The sequence below is a fragment of the Tsukamurella hominis genome (assembly GCF_965137015.1).
Classification (GTDB): domain Bacteria; phylum Actinomycetota; class Actinomycetes; order Mycobacteriales; family Mycobacteriaceae; genus Tsukamurella; species Tsukamurella hominis.
In genome coordinates this window covers 348,506-363,619 of the sequence record NZ_CBCRZG010000001.1, presented here as the reverse complement: position 1 = coordinate 363,619, position 15,114 = coordinate 348,506, and the positions used below count along the sequence as shown (strand labels likewise).

Below are 15,114 nucleotides of genomic sequence, written 5' to 3'. Positions count from 1 at the left end.
CTACGCCGTGGCGGCGACGGCGGCGAGCGCCTTGACCCGGTCCGGGCGGAAGCCCGACCAGTGCGCATCGCCGGCGACGACGACGGGGGCCTGCAGGTAGCCGAGCGCCAAGACGTAGTCACGGGCGTCCGAGTCCTCGGTGATGTCCACCACGCGGTACTCGAGGCCGGCCTTGTCGAGCGCCTTGTACGTGGCGTTGCACTGCACGCAGGCGGGCTTGGTGTAGACGGTGATCTCGGCCTGGCTCATGGACGGCTCCCCTTCGCTGGACGGTCCCGGAGACTGCTCGGAACCCGATTATCGACCTACGGACTGACAAGTTTTCTCGCCACGTTTACCTGCGTGAACTCAGTCGGCCAGCGGACCCCTCAGCGACGTCCTCATGCCTCCCGGACGCCCTTTCGGCGCGTCCGCTCTCGCAGTGGACTGAACACTACACCTAGTGGTGGCGTCGAGGAAGCGACACAACCACTTGCGAACAACATTCGTGGAATTACCAGCTCGCAAGACGGTCTTTCGGGCGTTTTTCATCGTGAATCCCCAGGACACGCCGAGGATCGACGACACGCCGATCCGACACGCCCGGCACCGTCGGAACGCCGCCCGCGACGGCCCACCGGACGCGCGGAACCGCCCTACCGGACGGGCGCGACGAGGCGCTCGAGGAGGTCGCCCGCGCGCTGCGCGACGGCGTCGTGCTCGCGGACGGACTTGCCGTCGAGGCCGGAGATGGGGAACTCCTCGACGAGACCTTCGGGGACCTCGCCACCGGCGATGGTGACGGCCCGCTCGGCGTCGGCCAGCGTGGTGTCCAGACGGTGTCCCACCCCCGCCAGCGCGACCCGCTTACCGGACAGCGCGCTGGCGCCGTAGGGGCGCGAGCCCCAGTCGATGACGTTCTTGAGCACGGCACTGACGGTGCCGTTGTTGGGCGGGGCGAGCAGCAGGAGCGCGTCCGCGGCGGCGATCCGGTCGCGGAGCGCCGCGGCGGTGGCCGGCGCCCCTTCGCCGTCGATGTCCTCGTTGTAGAAGGGCACGTCCGCGATCCCCTCGGCGATCTCGACGCGCACCCCCTCGGGCGCGTTCGCGACGGCGACCTCGGCCAGTTCGCGGTTGAGCGAGCTGCTGCGCAGCGATCCGACGACGGCGAGCACGGTGATGTCCGACATGATCCTCAGTTCTCCTGACGTTCCGAGCGACCCCGTCGGGCCACATCCGCACAAAGTAACGGACTTCGGTCCGGATTTCTTCCCCGGGATCATGGTGAGTCGAAAACCCGCACGGTAGGCTCCATCCGATGACCGGACCACTCCTGCCCCTCGCGCAGCCGCAGACCGAGCCGCGCCGTGACGCGGCCCGCAACCGCGAGCTGCTCATCGACGCGGCGCAGCGGCTCTTCGCCGAGCACGGCGTCGACGCGGTGAGCATGGACGCCGTCGCGCAGGCGGCCGGCGTGGGCAAGGGCACCGTCTTCCGGCGATTCGGCTCGCGTGCCGGGCTCCTGCAGTCGCTCCTCGACCACGACGAGACCGAGTTGCAGCACCGCTTCATGTTCGGCCCGCCGCCGCTGGGCCCGGGTGGCGATCCAGTGCACCGGCTCACCGAGTACGGCAAGGCCCGGATGCAGCTCATCGCGCGCCACGGCGACCTGCTGCGGGGCGCCGAGCAGGCCGCCCGCGACCCGTACGACGCCCCGCCCTGGCGGGTGTCGACGATGACGGTGCGCGCGATGCTCGTCGAGGCCGGGCGCGCGGCGCAGGCCGACGTGTGGGCGGCCGCCCTGATGGCCACACTCAGCCCGGCGTGGGTGCTCCACCAGCTGGCCGCCGGCGTCACCCAGGACGAGCTCGAAGCCGTGTGGGCGGAGCACGTGCGTCTAGTGGCCGCGCTCTGAGATCTTCGCCAGGTACGCGAACCGGTCGTTGGCGACCCGCATGGCGATCTCGTAGGGCAGCCCGAACTTCCGCTTCCAGAAGTACCCGAACCGCGTGTCGAACGACGTGTAAACGATGAACCGGTTGTGCAGCACCCCGTCGATGATCGCCTGCGCCGCCTTCTCCGCAGTGACCTTCGGGAAGGCGTCGATCCCCTTGTTCACCTTGGGATTCGAGCGGTCGACCCCGTTGATCTCGACGGTCTTCACCAGGCCGGTCTCCACGGCGCCGGGCACCACCACGGAGACGCCGATGCCGTGCCGGCGCAGGTCGTAGCGGAGCACCTCGGAGACGCCGACGAGGCCGAACTTCGCGGCCGAGTAGGCGGCGTGCCACGGCAGCGCGATGAGGCCGGCCGTGGACGAGACGTTGACCAGCTGGCCGCCGCGCTTCGCCGCGATCATCGGCGGGATGAAAGTCTCGATCACGTGGATCGGCCCCATGAGGTTCACGTCCACGGTCTTGCGCCACTGCTCGTGGGTGAGGTTCTCGACGGTGCCCCAGACGGCGATGCCGGCGACGTTCATCACGATGTCGAGGGCGCCCGCGGCCGCGTGCACCTCGTCGGCGAAGGCGCGGACCGCGTCGTAATCGGAGACGTCGAACGCCCTGGACGCGATGACCTTCGCGCCCAGGGCGATGACGTGGCGGGTGACGGCGTCGAGCTGTTCGGCGTTGATGTCGGTCAACACCAGCTCGGCGCCGTGCGCCGCGAGGAGATTCGCGGTAGCGCGGCCGATCCCGCTGGCGGCGCCGGTGACGAGGACCTTCTTCCCCTTCAGGTCCTTGATCGGCGGTGCCATGTGGACGAGCCGGACGATATTGCGGAGTGCCATATCAGCCAGCTTGCCAGATCGGGCCGCGCTACCGCTTCCCGCCGGGGCGTGACGTCCCCGGCGGAAGTCGGTGCGGTGTGACGCCTACTTCGGCAGGATCGCGCCGGCGCTCAGGATCGCCTTGAGGATCTCCTGCGCGGCGGCCGGTCCCTGCGCGGACTGCAGGGAGTTGAAGGCCTGCGGGCTGGAGATCAGCGTGTTGACGAGCTGTGTCCCCTGCGAGCTGGTGAGGAACTCGGCGGCCTTGGGCCCCATCTCGAAGAGGGTGTTCACGCCCAGCGGCTGGGCCTGGCCGGGAATCGTCACCGTCGGGAGCTGCGGCAGAGCCACCTGCCCCAGGCCGGGGATGGTCACCGACGTGCCCTGCGGCGCGGCCGCCGCGGGCGCGGCCGCCTGCGGCGCGGTGGCGGCGGACGGGGTCGCTCCACCCTGCAGCATCGGCACGCCCGAGACGATCGGAGAGGTACCCGTTCCGGTGCTCGGCGTCACGGGCGCTGCCGCTGCCGGGGCACCCGGCACGGCCGGGACGATCGGGGTCTGCGCCGGAGCCGTCGGCGCTGTCGCTGCGGGGGCGGTGGCCGTCGGCGCGGTCGCCGCCGGGGCCGCGGGCGCGGCCGGGGCTGCGGGCGTCACCGGCACGACGGGCTCGACCTGCGGCGCGACGGGCTGGGCCACGACGGGCTGCTCGACGACGCCTCCCGGCTTGACCTTGCCGGTCAGCTGCTGGATCACGCCGTTGGTGAGCACGGAGGCGTACTGGGTCTGGCCTTCACGGGAGGTGAGCAGTGCCGCGTCGTCCGCGTTCGCCAGGTTGCCGAGGTTCGCGTAGACGAGCGGGATGTTCACCAGCGAGGCGAGGGCGTTGGTGGTCTTCGCGATGCCGTCCTGGCCGCCGAGGTACTGGGCCGGCACGAAGCCGCCGGCGCGGGTGGCGTCGCGGAGCACCGTGGTCGCGGGATCACTGACGGCCTGTTGGGCCGTCACCTTGGGGTCGGTGGCGCCCGGGGCGGCCGTCTCCAGCACGAATCCGCGCTGGGCCGCATCCTGGACCGCGCTGTTGATGCTGACGGCGAGGTCGGCGCCGGACTTGTTCGCGGCGGTGGCGCGCTGGTCGACGCAACCGCCGAAGCCGGCGTCGTCCGCGCGGGAGAGGATGACCTTGGCGCCCTGGGTCTTGAGCGCCGCCTCGACCATCTTGGCCACGGCGAAGTTGACGGAGTGGTCGGCGGTGCCGTTGGAGGCGATCGCGACCGGATTGACGCAGGGCACCTGGCCGCCGCGACCGTCGGCGACCTTGCGGGCCTGCTCGACGGCCGACGCGACGGACGAGCCGGCGTCGAGGAACACGGTCTTGCCGTTCAGCGGCTTCGCCGGTGCGGCGGGGGCGGGGTCGGCGGATGCGAAGCCGGGCACGCCGAACAGCGCGACGGCCGCAGTCGCAAGCGAACCTGCGAGGACACGGGTCTTCTTCATGGGTAGCTGGGCGCCGGGGAAGTGGCGCCGCTCTCCTTCCAAGTCTCTTGTGCAACTTTCGTCACATCAGTCACACGAGAAACAGTCAACCATCAATTGAGACTTTAGGAAAACCCCGACCTTGATCGTTACCGGATCGTTACCAAAGAAGGACGTCGATCAGTCTTCGAGGATCGCCGAATCAGCTTGCGCCGCAGCTGAGTACCGCAGCAGGGAGAGCGCGGCCCGCGGGTCGGCGGGGGCGTCCGGGTCCGCCAGGCATCTCTCGACCCGGGCGCGGATCGCCTCCTCGTCGAGCCCGATACCGAGGAGGACGAGCACCGACGCCGCCCCGCCCCGCCGGCCGCGCTCCGGGGCCGTCCGCACGTGCCGTCCGACGGCGTGCACCTCGAGCCGGGTGCCGTCCGCGACGGTGACGAAGCCCTTCGTCCGGAAGACGCCCCGCGGCGGGTCGGCGAGGAGCGCGGCGGTCGCCCGGGCGTCCAGCTGCCCGGTCTCGACGGTGACGGCGGCGTAGTCGTCGTGCAGGTGCCGGTGCGATTCGCCGTGCTCGTGATCGTGACGGTGGTCGTGCTCGCGCAGCGCCTCGTCGAGGGTCAGCTGGCGCGGGGAGTCCCGCCGTTGGGCGGCCCGGCGAGCGAGGACCTCCGCGTCGATGAGCAGTTCCACCGGTACCACCGCGTCGACCGTCCCCACCAGCGGGGCGGACGGCGCGTGCGCGCGCACCAGCGCCCGCGCGGCGTCCGGGTCGGCGGCGAGATCGATCTTGTTGAGCACCACCAGGTCGGCGAGCGCCAGGTGGTGGCGCAGCGAGGGGTGCCGCTCCATCGTGCCGGCGAGGTGCGCGGCGTCCGCGACGTAGACGAGCCCGCCGTAGTCGATCCGCGGATCCCCCGCGAGCACCACGCGCCGCACCATCGCCGCGGGCTCGGCGAGCCCGGACGCCTCGACCACCACGAGGTCGAGGTCGCGCGCGGCGAGCGAGGAGAGCACGTCCTCGAGCTCGTCGTCGTCGACGGTGCAGCACACGCACCCGTTGCTCAAGGAGACGGTCCGCACCGAGCCGCCGCCGGACGCGCCCGAGACGAGCATCGCGTCGATGTTGACCGCACCGAAGTCGTTGACCACGACGCCGATCCGGGCGTCCCCCGCGCCGGACAGCAGATGGTTGAGCAGCGTCGACTTGCCCGCGCCCAGGTAGCCGGCCACCACGACGACGGGGACGGGACCGCCGCTCACGGCGCGCAGTCCTCGCACAGCACCGCCAGCTCCCGGTCCTGCGGCGGCGCGAGGTTCGCGACGTTCGAAGTCGGCGCGCCGCACTCGGTGCAGCGACCGATCCGCTTCGCCCGGTCGGAGAAGTCGATGCGCATGCGCCGGTCGAAGACGTACATCGAGCCCTCCCAGAGCCCGCGGTCGCCGAACCGCTCGCCGTAGCGCGCGATGCCGCCGTCGAGCTGGTAGACCTCGCCGAACCCCCGGTTGCGCATCACGGCGCTCAGCACCTCGCAGCGCACGCCGCCGGTGCAGTAGGTGATCACCGGGCGGGCCTTGAGGTGGTCGTACTCCCCCGACTCGAGCAGGGTCACGAAGTCGCGCGTCGTTCGCGCCGGGGTCACCACCGCGCCGGCGAACCGCCCGATCTCCGCCTCGATGGCGTTGCGACCGTCGAAGAAGACGGCGTCGGGCTTCTCGGCGAGCAGCGCGTGCACCTCGTCGGGCGTCAGGTGCACGCCCCCGCCCCGGACACCGTCCCCGTCGACCTCCACCTCGTCGGGGACGCCGAAGGTGACGATCTCGTCGCGCACCTTGACGGAGAGCTTGGGGAAGTCCTCGGCGGAGCCGTCGGACCACTTCACGTCGGCGCCCTTGAAGGCCGGGTACTCGCGGACGGCGCGCACGTACCGCTTGACCGCCCGGATCTCGCCTCCCACGGTGACGTTGATCCCGTGGCGCGAGACGATGATCCGGCCGCGGAGACCGTTCGCCTCACACAGCGCCCGCTGCCACAGCCGGATCGCCTCCGGGTCGGCCAGCGGGGCGAACACGTAGAACAGCACGACCTTGCCCATGACGCCCACCATTCTATCGGTGCCGCCTTGCGCTCAGCCTGCGCGCAAGGGTTCCGACGGTGCGCCCGCTCCCCTTCAATGGCCCCCATGCCTTTTCGCCTGCCGCGCCGCGCCGCGGCCTTCGCCACCGCCCTCATCGCGGTGCTCGGCGTCTCCGCGTGCGCGTCGTCGTCGGGCCCCGCGTACGACCCGTCCGCGCCGATCTCCGACCAGGTCCCGGCCGGCACCGTCATCACCGTCGCCGACCAGCAGTCCATCCTCAAGACGATGCTCACCGCGTCCGGGGAGGCGGCGAAGCTGGGGTTCGGCGTGAAGTTCGCGGACTTCGCGGGCGGCCCCGCGATCCTCGAGTCCTTCCGCGCCGACGCGACGCAGGTGGCGATCGTCGCCGACGTGCCGCCGATCCACGCCCGGATCGCGCGGTTCCCGAGCCCGATCATCAAGGCGTGGCAGCTCGACCGCGGCGGCGTCTCCACGGTCGCGCGCCCCGGCGTGCCGCTGCGCACCACGGCCGACCTGCGTGGACGGAAGATCGGCTACGCGGAGGGCACCGCCCACCAGGCCATGGTCCTGCGCCTGCTGCGCTCGGCCGGCCTCACCAAGCACGACGTCCAGTTGGTCCCGCTGCAGCTCACCGAAGTCGGTGAGGCGCTCGGCGCCGGCCAGATCGACATCGCCCCGCTGATGGAGCCGATCAGCACCAAGTACCGCCTCGCCCACCCGGACGCGCAGGTGCTGCCGGACGACCTCAACCAGGCCGCCCAGTCCGGCCTCATGTTCCTCTACTCGCCGCAGGCCGCGCTCGCCGATCCCGCCCGGGCCGCCGCCCTCAAACGGCTGTCCGCCGCGGTCGACCGCGCCCGCGCGTGGGTCGACGCCGACAAGGAACGCTGGATCCAGACCTATTACGCGGGAGCGCTGAAGATCCCCGCCGCCGTGGGGCGCATCGCCTACGACGGCCAGGGCGGCTGGCGCTCCGTACCGCTCGACCGCGCCCTCGTCGCACGCCAGCAGAGCACCATCGACATCCTCGCCGACTTCGGCGAGATCCCCGGCGGCCGCGTCTCCGCCGACGGTTCCGTCGACTTCCGGTTCGACACCCACCCCGCAACGTAAGGGCCCTCCCGTGACCTCTCCCCCCACAGGCCGCCTCGGCAGCGGCCTCGCCCACGACTCCGCCCCCGAGCAGCGACCGGGCGCCCTCGATCCCGACCACGAGCTGCTGCCCCGCACGTCCACGCGCCGCGCCCTCGTCGACTCCCGACCCATCGGCGCGTGGATCCTCGCCGGTCCCGCGCTGGTCGTCGCCCTGTGGGCGGCGGGCTCCGCGACCGGGATCATCCCGGACACCGTCCTGTCCGCGCCGTGGACGGTCGCGAACACCGCCTGGAACCTCGCGCTCGACGGCTCGCTCTGGTCCAACATCTGGGCCTCCGCGCAGCGCGCGATCATCGGCGGCGTCCTCGGCGTGACCCTGGCGGTCGTGCTCGCCCTGCTGTCCGGGCTCACCCGCCCCGGCGAGGCCCTCATCGACGGGACCGTCACCATCTACCGCGCGATCCCCGCGCTCGCGCTGCTGCCCCTGTTCATCGTCTGGTTCGGCATCGGCGAGGAGATGAAGATCGTCCTCATCACCCTCGCGGTCGCCACGCCGGTGTACCTCAACACCCACGCGGGGCTGCGCGGGATCGACCGCAAATACGTGGAACTGGCGGAGACCGTCGGCCTCAGTCGCGCGAAGTTCGTGCGGTACATCGCGATCCCCGGTGCCCTGCCCGGCTTCTTCACGGGCCTGCGCCTCGGGGCGACGGTGGCCTGGCTCGCGTTGGTCGTCGTCGAACAGGTCGGCGCCTCCGACGGCATCGGCTACCTCATGTACAAGGCCCGGCTCTACGGCCTGACCGACGTCATCGTCGTGGGCCTCGCCGTGTACGCACTCCTCGGCTTCAGCACCGACCTCCTCGTCCGCTTCTCCGCACGAAAGGCCCTGTCATGGCAGAGCACCCTGGCCCACTGAGCACGCCGACCACGACCGCCGAGAACGACGGCCCGGTGATCGAGGCGCGGAACCTGGTGCGCGGCTTCGACGGCCGCGCCGTCCTCCGCGGCATCGACCTGACCATCCGGCGCGGCGAGTTCGTGGCGCTGCTCGGCCGGTCCGGCTCCGGAAAGTCGACGCTGCTGCGCGCCATCGCCGGACTCGACGACGGCGTCCCCGGATCCGGTGTGCTCGAGGTCGATCCGCGGCGCGCCGTGGTCTTCCAGGACTCCCGGCTGCTCCCCTGGTCGCGCGTGCTCGACAACGTCATCCTGGGCCTGGGCGGCGCCGACGCCAAGGACGTCGGGCGCGAGCTCCTGCGCGAGGTGGAGCTGGACGGCCGCGAGAAGGCCTGGCCGCGCGAGCTCTCCGGCGGCCAGCAACAGCGCGTCGCGCTGGCCCGCAGCCTGGTACGCGAGCCGGCCGTGCTCCTGGCCGACGAGCCCTTCGGCGCGCTCGACGCCCTCACCAAGCTCAAGATGCACGACCTGCTGCGGCGCCTCGTCGCGCGTCACCGCCCCGGAGTCCTGCTCATCACGCACGACGTCGACGAGGCCATCGCGCTCGCCGACCGGATCCTCGTGCTGGACCACGGCATCCTGTCCGTGGACGTCACCCTCGCCGACGGCGCCGGGCGCCGGCCGGGCGAGTCCGGGTTCGCGGAGCTGCGCGGCTCGCTGCTCGACGCCCTGGGCGTGGAGCAGGATTCGGCGGTGGCCGCCACCGCATGACGATCCCCGATCACGCCCGCGGGTACGACGGCTTCACGGGGCGTATCGGCCGCTCCGAGGCCGAATCGGAGCCGGCCTGGCCGGCGGAGGTGCGGGCCAGGCCCGGTGCGCCGAACATCATCGTCGTCCTCGTCGACGACATGGGCTTCTCGGACATCGGGCCCTACGGCTCGGAGATCCCCACCCCGCACCTGGACGCGCTCGCCGCCCGCGGCATCGTCTCCACCAACCACCACACCACCCCCGTGTGCTCGCCCGCCCGTGCGGCGCTGCTCACCGGGCTCAACCCGCACCGCGCGGGCTACGGCTCGGTCGCCAACTCCGATCCCGGCTTCCCCAACCTGCGCCTGAGTCTCGCCGATGACGTGCTCACCCTGCCGGAGATCCTCCGCGAATCGGGCTACGCCACCCACGCGGTCGGCAAATGGCACCTGGCGAAGGACTCCCGGCTCGGCCCGGACGCCGACCGCTCGTCGTGGCCGCTGCAGCGCGGCTTCGACCACTACTACGGCTCGTTGGAGGGCCTGAACTCCTTCTTCCACCCGAACCAGCTGGTGCGGGACAACACCGTCGACCCCGTGACCGAGTATCCGGAGGGCTTCTACGTCACCGACGCGCTCACCGACACCGCGGTCTCGTGGATCAAGGATCTGCGGGCGCACGACGCGGAGAAGCCCTTCTTCCTCTACTTCGCGCACATCGCGATGCACGGGCCCCTGCAGGTCAAGGACGAGGATCTGCCGCGCGGCGACCTCGACTACGCCCGCGGCTGGGATGCGGTACGCGCGCAGCGGTTCGCGCGGCAGCAGGAGCTCGGCCTGTTCGGTGCCGACGTCCGGCCGGCCCGGCGCAACAGCGAGCCGGGCTACGACGTGCCGCCGTGGGACGAGCTCGATCCCGAGCGGCAGCGGCGGTTCGCGAAGTACATGCAGGTGTACGCGGCGATGGTGCGCACCGTCGACGACAGCCTGGGCCGGTTGTTGGAGACGGTCGAGCAGTTGGGCGAGCTGGAGAACACGATCGTCGTCTTCACCTCCGACAACGGCGGCACCGCCGAGGGCGGCCCGGAGGGCACGCGCAGCTACTTCGCCGAGTTCGTGAAGTTCGCCGACGGCATCGGGCCCGACGGCTGGGAGGGCGACGTCGACCATCCGGAGGAGCTCATCGGGACGGCACGGCTCGGCGTGCACTACCCGCGAGGCTGGGGGCAGGTGTCCAACACGCCCTTCCGGTTCTACAAGGGCCAGACCTTCGCCGGCGGCGTCCGGGTGCCGTTCGTCCTGTCCTGGCCCGCGGGCCTTCCGGAGGCGCGCGGCGTGCGCGAGCAGTTCTCCTTCGTCACCGATGTGGCGCCCACGCTGCTGGATCTGGCGGGCGTCCCGACGCCCGGCGCGCGGCACGGGCTCCCCGCGCAGGAGCGCGACGGGCTCTCGCAGCGCTCCGCCTGGTCCGACGCGGCCGCCCCGTCGGCCCGCACGCGCCAGTACTCGGAGTTCCGTGGACACCGCGGCTACTACCGCGACGGCTGGAAGCTGCTGAGCCTGCACGGCCGGGGCGACGATCCGCTCGCCCCGCGCTGGCAGCTCTTCGACAACCGGGCGGACCCCGCGGAGACCACCGACCTCGCCGCGCAGCACCCCGACCTCGTCGCCGAACTGGCCGCCGAGTGGGAGCACGAGGCCTGGCGGAACACGGTCTTCCCCATCGTGATCGACGGCTCCACCCGCAACCCTGCGGAGCGGCGCCTCTCCGATCCCGTGCGCCTGCTGCCCGGCACGCCCGTGCTCGAGCGGTACCGTTCGGCGAAACTCGTGCAGTACCGGGACTTCCGCGTCGACATCGACGTCGAGTTCGGCGACGGCGCCGACGGAGTCCTCGTCGCGCACGGCGACGCCCTGGGCGGCTACCTCGTCTACGTCGAGGACGGAGCGGTCGTCGTCGGCTACAACGCCTACGGCCGGTACGCCGAGGCCCGCTCGGGCTCCGTCGAGCCGGGACGGCGCACCGTCACGCTGACGGCGACGGTGCGCCCGAACCTGCGCTGGGACCTCGCGCTCGCGGTCGACGGCGCCGAGGCCGCCGCACTCCCGGATCGCGTCCAGCTCATCGGCATGGCGCCGTGGACCGGGATCTCCGTCGGCCTCGACGCCCGCGGGCCGGTCGCCTGGGAGCTGCGCGAGCGCCGCGGCACCTTCCCGTACTCCGGTGCGCTGCACGCGGTCACGTACACACCGGGCCCCGTGGGCGTTCCGTCGGACGACATCGACCGCCTGCAGCAGGAGGCCGAGGAGGAGGCGGACTGAGCGGATTGCGCCCGCGCTGAACGCAACCCTGGCCCCGTCGGCCCGGATCGGGTGAGCTGGATGAACCACGCACGCAACGCACCCCGGAGGCAGCCATGACCGCAACGCTCGAGCCCACCACCACCGCGCCCGAGATCACCGTGACCAAGGTGGGCGAACACATCGGGGCGATCGTGCACGGGGTCCGCGTGGGCGGCGACATCGACGATGCGACCGCGGAGACGATCCTCGACCTGCTCGCCGAGCACGAGGTCATCTTCTTCCGCGGCCAGGACCACCTCGACGACGCCGGCCAGCACGCCTTCGCCGCGCGCCTCGGCGTGCCGACCACCCCGCACCCGACGGTCCGCTCGGACTCGGACCTGCTGCCCATCGAGGGCGCGGCGAACAGCTGGCACACCGACGTCTCCTTCGTCGACCGCGTGCCGAAGGCGTCGATCCTGCGGCCCGTCGAGCTGCCGCCGCACGGCGGGAACACGACGTGGGCGTCCACCACGCGCGCCTACGACCGGCTGCCGGATCCGCTCAAGGCGCTCGCCGAGAACCTGCGCGCGCTGCACACCAACGACTACGACTACGCCGGCCACAACGCCACCTACCAGCGCGCCGAGTACCACAAGGAGTTCATCCGCAACATCTTCGAGGCCGAGCACCCCGTGGTGCGCGTGCACCCGGAGACGGGCCGCCGCTCGCTCCTGCTGGGCCACTTCGTGAAGTCCTTCGCGGGCCTGAGCACGCAGGACTCGGCGCCGATCCTCGCGCTGCTCCAGCGGCGGATCGAGAACCCGGACAACACCGTCCGCTGGGCGTGGCAGCCGGGCGACGTGGCGATCTGGGACAACCGCTCGACGCAGCACTTCGGCATCAACGACTACGGCGACCACAAGCGCCTGCTGCGCCGCGTGACGCTCGCGGGCGACCTGCCCGTCGGCGTCGACGGCCGGGAGGGCGTGGCACTCAAGGGCGATGCCTCGGACTACGCGCCCGTGACCCCCGCGCGCTCGCGGGGCTGATCCAGCCAGCTCAGGATCCGCTCGTAGACGGCGTCCGAGCGGAGCAGGGTGAAGTGATGGGCTCCGCCGAGGTGCATCCCCGCCTCGGCGGTGAACCCGATGCGGCGGGTCGTGTTCCGGCCCGCCGCACTCGGCGCGAGCACGAGCCCGTCGCCCAGGAGGCGCCCCACCGGGTGCCGCGCGTCGTGGGTGAAGGTGGCGGCGACGAAGTAGTGCTCCGCACCCTCCAGGAGCGGGATCTCCGCCGCGGCGGCGGCGCCGAGCGCGTCGGCCTCGCGGCCGCGCCAGTCCTCGTCGACGATCGAACCCCCACGCAGGTCACGGATCCCCGCGCTGCGGCGGCGCAGTAGCCGTCCGAAGGGCGCCGTCTCCGGGATCGCGGTCAGGGCCGCGCTGCCGTAGTGCGCGGCCTGCTCCAGCGGGGCGCCCAGGTGCGGCGTCCCCAGGCTGACGGTGGCCGATACCGCTGCGGGCCACGCCATCACCGCCTCGTCGGCGAGATGCGCCGCGCTGCGGGCGACGAGGCCGCCCATGGAATGGCCGATGAGCACGAGATCCGTGACGGGGACCGGCCAGGCCGCGACGAGCCGCTCCAGCAGCTCCGCCAGATCGCGCCCGTTGTCGCTGATGTGTCGCCCGCTGTTGTAGCGTACGTACACCGGGGTGACGCCGAGGTCGACCGCCAGCCGCACGCCGTAGTCGTCGGCTTCCAGGCCGCCCAGGCCCCACGCGTGCTCGGTCTCGGTGAGCCCGTGCAGGAGCACCACCACGCGGCCCGTCGCGCCGTCGAAGACCTCCGCCGGATCCAGCCGGCCGGGCGGGACAGGCCCCTCCCCTAGGTGGACGACGGCGCCGTCGATACGGACCGTGACGGGGTCCGCGGCCAGCGGCGAGGCCCGGGTCTCGAGGTCGTCGCCGATGAGCCCGAGCACGGCGCCGATCAGCGTCGCCCCGCGCACCGTCTCCGACGGTGGCCGGTCCCCCGGCCAATCCGCGCCGACGGCCGCGACCCGCCCCACGGTCCGCGCGACGGTGCTGATGGTCGCGTAGACGCCGTCGGTGATGCCGTCGTGCAGCGCGCGCACCGGCGCGACCGCGGGACCCACGCCCAGGCGGACATAGCGGAAGACCCGGTCGGAGATCGCCCGGTGCACGCCGTGCACGCCATCAGCGGCGCCCGCGATCTCGCTGCAGCCCAGCTCAGCGAGAGCGCGCACCTCGGCGCGACGGCGATCCTCGACAACACTCACGAAGATCGAGTGTACGAGTGTGCACTCGAACTGTCCAGCAGCGACGTCAGGCGCGGCACTCCCAGCCGGCGGCGACCCACGCGGCGGACGGCATGCAGTTGCGGCCGTCGAGCAGCACGGGGTTGCGCACGACCGCGCCGACCACGGCCGGGTCCAGCTCGCGGAACTGGGTCCACTCGGTGAGCACCAGGACCACGTCGGCGCCCTCGCACGCCTCGAGCGCGGTGGTGGCGTAGTCCAACGTCGGGAAGACGCGGCGCGAGTTGTCCATGGCCTCGGGGTCGTACACCGAGACGGCCGCGCCCTGCAGCTGGATCTGGCCCGCGATGTTGAGCGCCGGCGAGTCGCGCACGTCGTCGGAGTCCGGCTTGAAGGCGGCGCCGAGCACGGCGACCTTCGCGCCGAGCAGCGAGCCGCCGCAGGCCTCCCGCGCCAGGTCCACCATGCGGGTGCGGCGGCTCATGTTGATCGCGTCGACCTCGCGGAGCAGGCCGTGCATGTGGCCGGCGCCGAGCTCACCCGAGCGGGCCATGAAGGCGCGGATGTCCTTCGGCAGGCAGCCGCCGCCGAAACCGATTCCGGCGCCGAGGAACTTGCGGCCGATGCGGGAGTCGACGCCGATCGCGTCGGCCAGGGCCACCACGTCGGCGCCCGCCGCCTCGCAGACCTCGGCGACGGCGTTGATGAACGAGATCTTGGTCGCCAGGAAGGCGTTCGCGGAGATCTTCACCAGCTCCGCGGTGGCGGTGTCGGTGACGAAGAACGGGGTGTCGCGGGCGAGGATCTCCGCGTAGACCTCGCGGGCGACCTCCTCGGCGCGGCCGCCGGGCTCGACGCCGAGCACCAGGCGATCGGGCTCGAGCGTGTCCTTGACGGCGTGGCCCTCGCGCAGGAACTCGGGGTTCCAGGCGAATTCGACGCTCACGCCGGCGGGCACCAGCTCGGCGGCGCGGGCCCGGAGCAGGTCGGTGGTGCCGACGGGGACCGTCGACTTGCCGAGGATCACCGCGTCGCGGTGCAGGTGCGGCACGAGCGAATCGATCACGGAGTTCACGTAGGTCATGTCGGCCGCGAACTCGCCCTTGCGCTGCGGCGTGCCCACGGCGATGAAGTGCACGTCGCCGAACGCGCCGGCCTCCTCGTAGGAGTCCGTGAAGCGCAGCCGGCCGGCCTCGATGTTCCGCTTGAGCACCGCGGGGAGCCCCGGCTCGTGGAAGGGCACCTTGCCCTCCGACAGCGCGGCGATCTTGCTGAGGTTGACGTCGACACCGAGCACCTCGTGGCCCAGCTCCGCCATGCACGCCGCGTGCGTGGCTCCCAGGTACCCCGTACCCAGCACTGTGATCTTCATGCGCCGAAAGTAGGTCGGCACCAGGGCGACACGGAAGGGCCCCGCGCCGGAGTTGGGCAAGGGTTACGCGGAGATTCACGAGCGCGCCCGCCGCGATCCCCCGTGTTCGCCTC

14 protein-coding genes and 1 pseudogene are annotated in these 15,114 nt (G+C 72.0%); 6 read left to right on the top strand and 9 right to left on the bottom strand.

Annotated elements, in window-relative coordinates; translation table 11 throughout:
* Positions 1 to 249, bottom strand: a complete 249-nt coding sequence (gene nrdH / locus ACM9LD_RS01770) for a glutaredoxin-like protein NrdH (RefSeq protein ID WP_415675079.1) — start codon at positions 247 to 249, stop codon at positions 1 to 3.
* Between the two features lie 386 nt (positions 250 to 635).
* Complete coding sequence (locus ACM9LD_RS01765) at positions 636 to 1,169, bottom strand: NADPH-dependent FMN reductase (RefSeq protein WP_259142516.1); 534 nt, start codon at positions 1,167 to 1,169, stop codon at positions 636 to 638.
* A 128-nt stretch (positions 1,170 to 1,297) separates the two neighbouring features.
* Here ACM9LD_RS01765 and ACM9LD_RS01760 point away from each other — a divergent pair, with 128 nt between their 5' ends.
* Entirely contained in the window at positions 1,298 to 1,894 is a 597-nt protein-coding gene (locus tag ACM9LD_RS01760) for a TetR/AcrR family transcriptional regulator (RefSeq protein ID WP_415675078.1), read from the top strand.
* Here ACM9LD_RS01760 and ACM9LD_RS01755 read toward each other — a convergent pair.
* The 5 genes and pseudogenes from ACM9LD_RS01755 to trhO form a co-directional block, all read right to left on the bottom strand.
* On the bottom strand, positions 1,877 to 2,770 hold the full coding sequence (locus ACM9LD_RS01755) for an SDR family oxidoreductase (RefSeq protein WP_415675077.1): 894 nt from the start codon (positions 2,768 to 2,770) through the stop codon (positions 1,877 to 1,879). The genes ACM9LD_RS01760 and ACM9LD_RS01755 overlap by 18 nt on opposite strands.
* Before the next feature lie 84 nt (positions 2,771 to 2,854).
* A complete protein-coding gene (locus ACM9LD_RS01750) occupies positions 2,855 to 4,243 on the bottom strand; it encodes an N-acetylmuramoyl-L-alanine amidase family protein (RefSeq protein ID WP_415675076.1) in 1,389 nt (462 codons plus the stop codon).
* A 159-nt stretch (positions 4,244 to 4,402) separates the two neighbouring features.
* Positions 4,403 to 5,482: a CobW family GTP-binding protein gene (locus tag ACM9LD_RS01745; protein ID WP_415675075.1), complete on the bottom strand. Its 1,080-nt coding sequence runs from the start codon at positions 5,480 to 5,482 to the stop codon at positions 4,403 to 4,405.
* The gene (locus tag ACM9LD_RS25050) at positions 5,479 to 5,616 is read right to left on the bottom strand and encodes a hypothetical protein (protein WP_462933948.1); all 138 of its coding nucleotides are present in this window, start codon (positions 5,614 to 5,616) and stop codon (positions 5,479 to 5,481) included. Before ACM9LD_RS25050 ends, ACM9LD_RS01745 begins: the two co-directional genes overlap by 4 nt.
* A gap of 48 nt (positions 5,617 to 5,664) precedes the next feature.
* Positions 5,665 to 6,315 (bottom strand): annotated as a pseudogene (trhO, locus tag ACM9LD_RS01740) (oxygen-dependent tRNA uridine(34) hydroxylase TrhO); the annotation flags it as partial.
* An 87-nt stretch (positions 6,316 to 6,402) separates the two neighbouring features.
* Here trhO and ACM9LD_RS01735 point away from each other — a divergent pair.
* The 5 genes from ACM9LD_RS01735 (at position 6,403) to ACM9LD_RS01715 (ending at position 12,400) form a co-directional block, all read left to right on the top strand.
* The gene (locus ACM9LD_RS01735; RefSeq protein WP_415675073.1) at positions 6,403 to 7,431 is read left to right on the top strand and encodes an ABC transporter substrate-binding protein; all 1,029 of its coding nucleotides are present in this window, start codon (positions 6,403 to 6,405) and stop codon (positions 7,429 to 7,431) included.
* A 10-nt stretch (positions 7,432 to 7,441) separates the two neighbouring features.
* Entirely contained in the window at positions 7,442 to 8,332 is an 891-nt protein-coding gene (locus ACM9LD_RS01730; RefSeq protein ID WP_336671087.1) for an ABC transporter permease, read from the top strand.
* Positions 8,308 to 9,084 carry an ABC transporter ATP-binding protein gene (locus ACM9LD_RS01725; protein WP_415675072.1) on the top strand — a complete coding sequence of 259 codons (777 nt, stop codon included), beginning with the start codon at positions 8,308 to 8,310 and terminating at the stop codon, positions 9,082 to 9,084. The genes ACM9LD_RS01730 and ACM9LD_RS01725 overlap by 25 nt, the downstream gene beginning before the upstream one ends.
* Complete coding sequence (locus ACM9LD_RS01720) at positions 9,081 to 11,387, top strand: arylsulfatase (protein ID WP_415675071.1); 2,307 nt, start codon at positions 9,081 to 9,083, stop codon at positions 11,385 to 11,387. Before ACM9LD_RS01725 ends, ACM9LD_RS01720 begins: the two co-directional genes overlap by 4 nt.
* A 95-nt stretch (positions 11,388 to 11,482) precedes the next feature.
* Entirely contained in the window at positions 11,483 to 12,400 is a 918-nt protein-coding gene (locus tag ACM9LD_RS01715; protein ID WP_415675070.1) for a TauD/TfdA dioxygenase family protein, read from the top strand.
* On the opposite strand, the gene ACM9LD_RS01710 is transcribed toward ACM9LD_RS01715, so the two are convergent.
* On the bottom strand, positions 12,364 to 13,650 hold the full coding sequence (locus ACM9LD_RS01710) for an esterase/lipase family protein (protein WP_415675069.1): 1,287 nt from the start codon (positions 13,648 to 13,650) through the stop codon (positions 12,364 to 12,366). The genes ACM9LD_RS01715 and ACM9LD_RS01710 overlap by 37 nt on opposite strands.
* Before the next feature lie 46 nt (positions 13,651 to 13,696).
* The gene (locus tag ACM9LD_RS01705; RefSeq protein WP_415675068.1) at positions 13,697 to 15,001 is read right to left on the bottom strand and encodes a UDP-glucose dehydrogenase family protein; all 1,305 of its coding nucleotides are present in this window, start codon (positions 14,999 to 15,001) and stop codon (positions 13,697 to 13,699) included.
* Between the last annotated feature and the right edge of the window lie 113 nt (positions 15,002 to 15,114).

Bases quoted from the DNA above. Each gene is read 5' to 3' on its own strand.
- nrdH (WP_415675079.1), bottom strand. From the start codon at position 249: ATGAGCCAGGCCGAGATCACCGTCTACACCAAGCCCGCCTGCGTGCAG.
- ACM9LD_RS25050 (WP_462933948.1), bottom strand. From the start codon at position 5,616: ATGCGCATCGACTTCTCCGACCGGGCGAAGCGGATCGGTCGCTGCACC.
- ACM9LD_RS01705 (WP_415675068.1), bottom strand. From the start codon at position 15,001: ATGAAGATCACAGTGCTGGGTACGGGGTACCTGGGAGCCACGCACGCG.
- ACM9LD_RS01765 (WP_259142516.1), bottom strand. From the start codon at position 1,169: ATGTCGGACATCACCGTGCTCGCCGTCGTCGGATCGCTGCGCAGCAGC.
- ACM9LD_RS01755 (WP_415675077.1), bottom strand. From the start codon at position 2,770: ATGGCACTCCGCAATATCGTCCGGCTCGTCCACATGGCACCGCCGATC.
- ACM9LD_RS01720 (WP_415675071.1), top strand. From the start codon at position 9,081: ATGACGATCCCCGATCACGCCCGCGGGTACGACGGCTTCACGGGGCGT.
- ACM9LD_RS01725 (WP_415675072.1), top strand. From the start codon at position 8,308: ATGGCAGAGCACCCTGGCCCACTGAGCACGCCGACCACGACCGCCGAG.
- ACM9LD_RS01735 (WP_415675073.1), top strand. From the start codon at position 6,403: ATGCCTTTTCGCCTGCCGCGCCGCGCCGCGGCCTTCGCCACCGCCCTC.
- ACM9LD_RS01750 (WP_415675076.1), bottom strand. From the start codon at position 4,243: ATGAAGAAGACCCGTGTCCTCGCAGGTTCGCTTGCGACTGCGGCCGTC.
- ACM9LD_RS01760 (WP_415675078.1), top strand. From the start codon at position 1,298: ATGACCGGACCACTCCTGCCCCTCGCGCAGCCGCAGACCGAGCCGCGC.
- ACM9LD_RS01715 (WP_415675070.1), top strand. From the start codon at position 11,483: ATGACCGCAACGCTCGAGCCCACCACCACCGCGCCCGAGATCACCGTG.